7 protein-coding genes are annotated in these 6,232 nt (G+C 46.1%); 5 read left to right on the top strand and 2 right to left on the bottom strand.

Annotated elements, in window-relative coordinates; translation table 11 throughout:
• Positions 1-90: 90 nt before the first annotated feature.
• Both SFV55_RS11495 and lpxD read right to left on the bottom strand, forming a co-directional pair.
• A complete protein-coding gene (locus SFV55_RS11495; RefSeq protein ID WP_320029646.1) occupies positions 91-1,482 on the bottom strand; it encodes a bifunctional UDP-3-O-[3-hydroxymyristoyl] N-acetylglucosamine deacetylase/3-hydroxyacyl-ACP dehydratase in 1,392 nt (463 codons plus the stop codon).
• Between the two features lie 77 nt (positions 1,483-1,559).
• Entirely contained in the window at positions 1,560-2,594 is a 1,035-nt protein-coding gene (gene lpxD / locus SFV55_RS11490; RefSeq protein ID WP_320029645.1) for a UDP-3-O-(3-hydroxymyristoyl)glucosamine N-acyltransferase, read from the bottom strand.
• 211 nt (positions 2,595-2,805) lie between these two features.
• Between lpxD and hemC the strand changes: the two genes are divergently transcribed.
• The 5 genes from hemC to SFV55_RS11465 all read left to right on the top strand — a co-directional run bounded on the left by hemC (position 2,806) and on the right by SFV55_RS11465 (position 6,232).
• Positions 2,806-3,708 carry a hydroxymethylbilane synthase gene (hemC, locus tag SFV55_RS11485; RefSeq protein WP_320029644.1) on the top strand — a complete coding sequence of 301 codons (903 nt, stop codon included), beginning with the start codon at positions 2,806-2,808 and terminating at the stop codon, positions 3,706-3,708.
• 126 nt (positions 3,709-3,834) lie between these two features.
• Positions 3,835-4,512, top strand: coding sequence for a uroporphyrinogen-III synthase (locus tag SFV55_RS11480; protein ID WP_320029643.1), 678 nt, complete (start codon positions 3,835-3,837; stop codon positions 4,510-4,512).
• Positions 4,509-4,934: a hypothetical protein gene (locus SFV55_RS11475; RefSeq protein WP_320029642.1), complete on the top strand. Its 426-nt coding sequence runs from the start codon at positions 4,509-4,511 to the stop codon at positions 4,932-4,934. The genes SFV55_RS11480 and SFV55_RS11475 overlap by 4 nt, the downstream gene beginning before the upstream one ends.
• A 66-nt stretch (positions 4,935-5,000) precedes the next feature.
• Positions 5,001-5,942, top strand: coding sequence for a hypothetical protein (locus SFV55_RS11470; RefSeq protein WP_320029641.1), 942 nt, complete (start codon positions 5,001-5,003; stop codon positions 5,940-5,942).
• A 14-nt stretch (positions 5,943-5,956) separates the two neighbouring features.
• The gene (locus tag SFV55_RS11465; RefSeq protein WP_320029640.1) at positions 5,957-6,232 is read left to right on the top strand and encodes a hypothetical protein; all 276 of its coding nucleotides are present in this window, start codon (positions 5,957-5,959) and stop codon (positions 6,230-6,232) included.

The following is a 6,232-nucleotide window of genomic DNA, read 5'->3' as shown; positions in this document are numbered from 1 at the left end:
CTTTGTCGATAAAACAAAACGGGCTTATCGTCACATTGGACCCGATTTTGGCATCGGGGTGTACAGAAGAAAGGTGCAGCTGGTTCATCTTCAAGATCGCTTGACGATTTGGGCGGTTAGACCCGCTTCCGAAACAATTTTGTTGCCTACATAGATCGTTCCTTGCATTTGGCAAATACCGCGACGGATTGGGGCTAAAAGCTCCATTTTGATCAGCAGGGTATCCCCAGGTACTACTTTAGACTTGAACTTGGCTTCTTCAATTTTGAGGAAGTAGGTGTCCCAGTTGCCAGGGTCCGCTACAGTCGACAAGGCCAATATTCCGCCCGTTTGTGCCATAGCCTCAATTTGTAGCACCCCCGGGAAAACGGGATTGCCCGGAAAATGGCCTTGGAAAAATCCTTCGTTAAAAGTAATATTTTTTACACCAACAACGTGGCTTTCGGACAATTCAATGATTTTGTCCACTAATAGGAAAGGATAGCGGTGGGGCAACCAACTGGCTACTTTTACCGTATCGAACAATGGTTCTTTATCGGGATCGTACTTGGGTTTTCCTTTGAGTTTGCGATCTTCAATGTATTGCTTCTTGAGTAATTTGGTGAATTCGAAGTTGGCGGTATGCCCCGGTTTCGTAGCTACTATTCTACCTTTGATGGGTTTGCCAAGTAGGGAAACATCCCCAATTACATCGAGTAATTTATGACGGGCAGGTTCATTTTTGAACTGGAGCTGGACGGTATTCAGAATGCCTTCTTTATCTACTTTGATGCTGGGTTTGCCCAGTTTGGTAGCCATGTCGTCCAATTCCTCCTGGGTGACTGGCCGATCGGCAATGACGATGGCATTGTCCAGGTCGCCACCTTTGATCAGGTTTTGGCTGAATAAATTGTCCAGTTCATGCAGGAAAACAAAGGTGCGGCAAGGCGCGATTTCCTTTTCATAATCCTCCAGACTGTACAATTGTGCATATTGCTGACCCAATACCTTGGAGTTGAAATCAATCATGGTGATGACTTCAAAGCCATCGTGAGGCAAAGCCATGAGCTCGGCACCTGTAGCTTCATCGCGATAAGTGATGGGCTCCGTGATTTCAAAATACTCCCGATCTGCTTCCTGTTCTTCGATTCCTGCTTCGCGGAGTGCTTTGACAAATTGAATGGCGCTGCCATCAAGGATGGGCACTTCAGGCCCATCAATACCCATCAAAACGTTGTCGATTCCAAGACCTACCAGGGCAGAAAGTACATGCTCGATGGTACTTACCTGGGCCTCATCGGATTTGATGGTAGTACCTCGTGTAGTAGAGATAACCCGGCTCACATCTGCATTGACAAGGGGTTGACCCACCAGGTCAACTCTTTGAAATTTGTGTCCGTGATTCTCCGGTGCTGGGTTAAAGGTCAAAGTCACAACTTTACCCGTGTGCAAGCCTACACCACTGAGGGAGACGGCTTTTTGAATGGTACGTTGTTTTTTCATAATAAGTGTCTGCTGAGACGATTATGCAAAAATAATCGAATGATTTGCAAATGATCTGCTGATAAAGCTTTCAGCTCCTAATCCTCCTTTTGATCCGAACGTTTTTCCAGTTCATACAAACGTTTGGCCAAATCCGGGAGTTGCTTAAATATGGTATATGCGCGAATAAACTGATGATAATCAATGGCTGGATACCCAAACAAAGCTTGATTGGGTTCTTTGACGTTGGAAGCTACCCCACTTTTGCCCTGTACGCGGGTCCCATCGGCGACTTTTAGGTGCCCTGCAACGGCAACCTGGCCACCAATCTGACAGTTTTTTCCAATTTTGGTACTCCCTGCTACACCTGCCTGAGCTGCAATGACGGTATTTTCACCAATCTCTACATTGTGGGCAATTTGCACCAGGTTATCCAATTTAACTCCTTGGTGGAGGATCGTAGAACCTATTGAGGCTCGATCTACGGTGGAGTTAGCCCCTATTTCTACTTCATTTTTGATCACTACATTCCCCACGTGGTGGATCTTTTTGTAAGAACCATCTTCCTGGGGAGCATAGCCAAAGCCATCGGCACCAATTACTACACCAGGGTAAAAAACACAACGGTCTCCAATGACCGATCCATGCAGGATTTTTACACCCGAATGAAGTTGGCAATTGTCCCCAATTTTTGTACCCTTACCAATAAAGACGTGAGCGTCAATGCGCACATTATCGCCGATGATCACATCCTCTTCAATGACCACAAATGGGCCGATGGAAATGTTTTGGCCAAAACTGGTATTTGAGCCAATTAAACTTTGAGGATGGATTCCATTTGATTTGGTTTGTACAGTGCCAAATTTTTCCAGCAAAAGGGCAATGCTGGCGTACACGTCATCTACCCGAATTAGGGTAGCTTTGATGGGGGATTTGAGTTGATAATCCCGATTGATTAGCACAGCACTGGCAGTGGTAGTATATAGGTAAGACTCGTATTTGGCATTACCCAAAAAAGTAATGGCCCCTTCACCGCCTTCTTCAATTTTACCAGGACGGTTGACCCTAACCTCAGGGTCTCCTTCGATCGTTCCGTTCAGTACGTGAGCTAAATCCTTTACTGTAATTTCCATGGGCGCAAAGATAGAAATTTATCGTTTATCCGTTCATCCCATAAACAATACTAAGTTTGACGCAAAAAATTACTTCCCGATTTTTTTGAGGCTTTTGAATAGGAAGCTCACTTGAAATGAAGCGTTCGACTTCCTATTCAAAACCCAAATCGGGAAGTTAATTTTTCTGCGTTACTAACTTTGCTATCTTTGTTCGCAAAAATACATTCCATTGGACCGTATCATACGTATAGGCACCCGCGGCAGCAAGTTGGCGCTGTGGCAAGCCGAATTCACTCAGGAAAAACTGCGCCAGGCTGGTTATGACTCCGAACTGGTGATCATCAAAACCACTGGCGACAATACTCAAGCCCTCAATTTGAGTTTCGACAAAATTGAAGGTAAAGGTTTTTTTACCAAAGAAATTGAAGATGCCCTCCTGCGGGGAGATGTGGACATGGCGGTGCATTCCATGAAGGACATGCCGACCAGCTCTCCCGAAGGTTTGGTACTCACTGCGGTATCTTATCGTGAAGATCCAGCTGACTGGTTGCTGGTTCGGAAGGAAAGTATGGAAGCTGGGCAATTGTTTCAGTTGAAACAAAACCCGGTAGTTGGTACTTCTTCTGCACGTAGAAAGGCCCAGATTCTGGATTTGCGCCCCGATGCCCAGCTCAAAGACATTCGGGGAAATGTACCTACGCGGGTCGACAAATTGATGCAAGGCGAATTTGATGCGATCATGCTGGCTGCGGCTGGATTGAGCCGTCTGGAATTGGACTTGTCTGGGGTAGAAGTGATCAAATTTGATCCCCGCGAATTTATTCCGGCACCAGCGCAAGGGGTTCTGGCTTACCAAACCTGTACGGAAGACAAAACGATGCGCAAGATTTTGCAACACTTGCACCATACTGAAGTTAGTACAGTCACCAATGTTGAACGCCGCATCCTGCAATTGATGGAAGGTGGCTGCCAAATGCCACTGGGGATTTATTGCGAGCAGGATAAGGCGGGTAACTTCCACGTTTGGGCGGCCAAAGCCGATGCCTGGAATGGACCCGTGAAAAAAGTACGGATGTCGTCGAGCACAAGTTACCTACTGGCTGAAAAAGTGGCGGAGGAATTGAAGAAATAGGTTTGAAATAATCCGAAAATCAAAGATTTGCCCAAAAATCTAGGGCTTCTCCCCGAAAGCCTGAAACTTTCGGGGAGAAGCTCTAGATCGTGCATACTCCTGAAATCTCGGAACCTTGTTACCAACATGCTCATTTTTATCTCCCGCGAGTTAAACGCAGACAGCTCTTTCTTCCATATTTTACCCAAGGATCAAGTTCAGGTCATCGGTGAATCGCTGGTGGCGTTTGACGGGGTACCCTTTACAGAGCTGCCGGAAATAGACTGGTGCTTTTTTTCCAGCCGCAATGCGGTCAAATTTTTTTTTCAGGGGCTAAAAGCTGCGGGCTTGCAGGTACCTAGTGGATTAAAATGGGGAGTCTTAGGTGAGGGTACGGCCAAAAGCCTTAAAGAACAGGGCTATGTAGCAGATTTTGCGGGTAATGGAGAGCCCCAAAGTGTGGGAGATGCATTTGGCATCATCGCAGCTGGTCAACACGTTTTGTTTCCTCGCGCGGCTCAATCGCGGGAAAGCATCCAAAAAATACTGATTGGACTTGTAACCATTGTAGATTTGGTGGTTTATACTAATGCGCCACGTACGGATTTCGAATTGCCGATTGCCGATGTATTGGTTTTTACCAGTCCACTTAATGCACAAGCCTATTTTACCAGGTACCCTTTGGTAAAAGGGCAAAAAGTGGTATCGATCGGGCACAGCACGGCGCAGGCCTTGCGGAACTTAGGTTGCGTTGAAATAAGCACGGCGCCTACTCCTTCGGAAGAAGTATTGGCTGAAATTTGTAAAACTCAATTGGCTTTATGAAGAGCAAATTCAATCTGTTTTTTTGCACATTGGTAATCCTGGTAATGGTTTTGAGCTGTCGGCCAAAGCAGGCGGATTATAGCGATTTCGATAAGTTCTATGAAAAATTTTTGCAGGACTCACTTTTTCAGGTCCAGCACATCAATTTTCCTCTTGATGGATTGCCAGACAATGCCGTTGCTTATGGGGATTCCGTTAGTGACTTTCGCTGGACTGCAGAAAATTGGCGAATGCACCGACCAATTGATTTTGAAAAGACCAAATTTGAACAAAATTTCCAAACTTTAGGGGACGAACTGATCCTTGAAAACATCATCGATCCTAGCGCTGGTTATGGCATGCTGCGGCGTTGGGCTAAAATTGGTGGGGAATGGTCTTTGATTTATTATGTAGGTCTAAACCCTGTTCAAGAAAAACAGTAGAGACATAGGATCCTACGCCTTAATTTTGAGACGTAGGATCCTACGTCTCTACCAAACATCAGACCCATGTACAAGCACAGTACCGAGGCTTTTGGGGCCTTCAGCAAACACATTTTGCGCAGCGAAAAAACGGGCCATCAACTAGCCCTCTTGCCTGAATACGGTGCCATTGTCCTTGATCTACGATTGCATGGAGTTTCCATTTTGGATACCTATCAAACCCCACAGGAGGTGATCAACAACAGTTGGGCTAAAAACACTGTTTTATACCCTTTTCCCAATCGCCTGAAAGATGGTACTTACCACTGGGGGGCCCAGGCTTACCATCTTTTTACCAACGAATCGCATACCAATACAGCCCTGCATGGTTTTGGCCAGGACAAACCCATGAAAGTGACTTTTTTGGAAGTGGATGAAACGACGGCAGCCATTACTTGCTTGTACACCGATTATGGTTCCCATGATGGCTACCCCTTTCGCTTTAGTGTAGAAATGGCCTTTATAATTTCTGACGAAAAAGGTTTTGAACTACAACTCACCTTGCGCAACCACGACGAACAGGCTATTCCGGCCGGTTTGGGCTGGCATCCTTATTTCGCGCTTGGCCCCAAAGCGGATACTTACCGCTTGCAGATGCCGGAATGCCGGCTGGTGGGCAACGATGAAAGGATGTTGCCTACCGGAAAAACTTATGAATACGATGATTTTAGCACACTCCAGCCACTTGGCGTCACGGTATTGGACAACTGTTTTGAATTACCAGGGAAAGAGGGACGTGCCGAAACCACGGTAATGGGGGAAAAAGGGACTTTGCATTATTGGCAGGAAACGGGTGTTGGCAAGTACAATTTCCTGCAAGTATTTATTCCCCCTTTGCGCCATTGTATTGCCCTGGAACCAATGACCTGCGCCCCCGATGCTTTTAACAATGGCATGGGTTTGGCGAAACTGGAACCGGGGGAGAAACTAAGCGGGAAGTTTGGTGTTTGGTTTGAAAAACAAGTGTAAAACCCAAGAAAAAGATGCGACAAATCCGTGCCATTGAAGTATTGCTCATCGAAGTGATTTTTTACCTGGGGCTTTGGCTGCTCAACGATTATGTGGCCATGTACCTCAGTTTGATTTTTGGCAGCATTTGTTTGTTCATTTTGCTGTTTACTGGTATTGCGGAGCTACTGGAACGCTCCAAAGTGTCAAGGAAGTATTTTTGGTTTATGGCTATGTCGGCCCTGGCACCAGTGGTGGCTGCGGCGATTTTCTTTTTGTTGGGAGGGGAGATGACTTGGAATAAGTTGTAA

This window comes from Haliscomenobacter sp., from assembly GCF_033763495.1.
Classification (GTDB): Bacteria; Bacteroidota; Bacteroidia; order Chitinophagales; family Saprospiraceae; genus Haliscomenobacter.
This window is presented reverse-complemented; position numbering and strand designations above follow the sequence as displayed.

What these genes read in the sequence shown, in the direction of transcription:
- lpxD (WP_320029645.1), bottom strand. Translation starts at nt 2,594, where the DNA reads ATGGAAATTACAGTAAAGGATTTAGCTCACGTACTGAACGGAACGATC.
- SFV55_RS11480 (WP_320029643.1), top strand. Translation starts at nt 3,835, where the DNA reads ATGCTCATTTTTATCTCCCGCGAGTTAAACGCAGACAGCTCTTTCTTC.
- SFV55_RS11465 (WP_320029640.1), top strand. Translation starts at nt 5,957, where the DNA reads ATGCGACAAATCCGTGCCATTGAAGTATTGCTCATCGAAGTGATTTTT.
- SFV55_RS11475 (WP_320029642.1), top strand. Translation starts at nt 4,509, where the DNA reads ATGAAGAGCAAATTCAATCTGTTTTTTTGCACATTGGTAATCCTGGTA.
- SFV55_RS11495 (WP_320029646.1), bottom strand. Translation starts at nt 1,482, where the DNA reads ATGAAAAAACAACGTACCATTCAAAAAGCCGTCTCCCTCAGTGGTGTA.
- SFV55_RS11470 (WP_320029641.1), top strand. Translation starts at nt 5,001, where the DNA reads ATGTACAAGCACAGTACCGAGGCTTTTGGGGCCTTCAGCAAACACATT.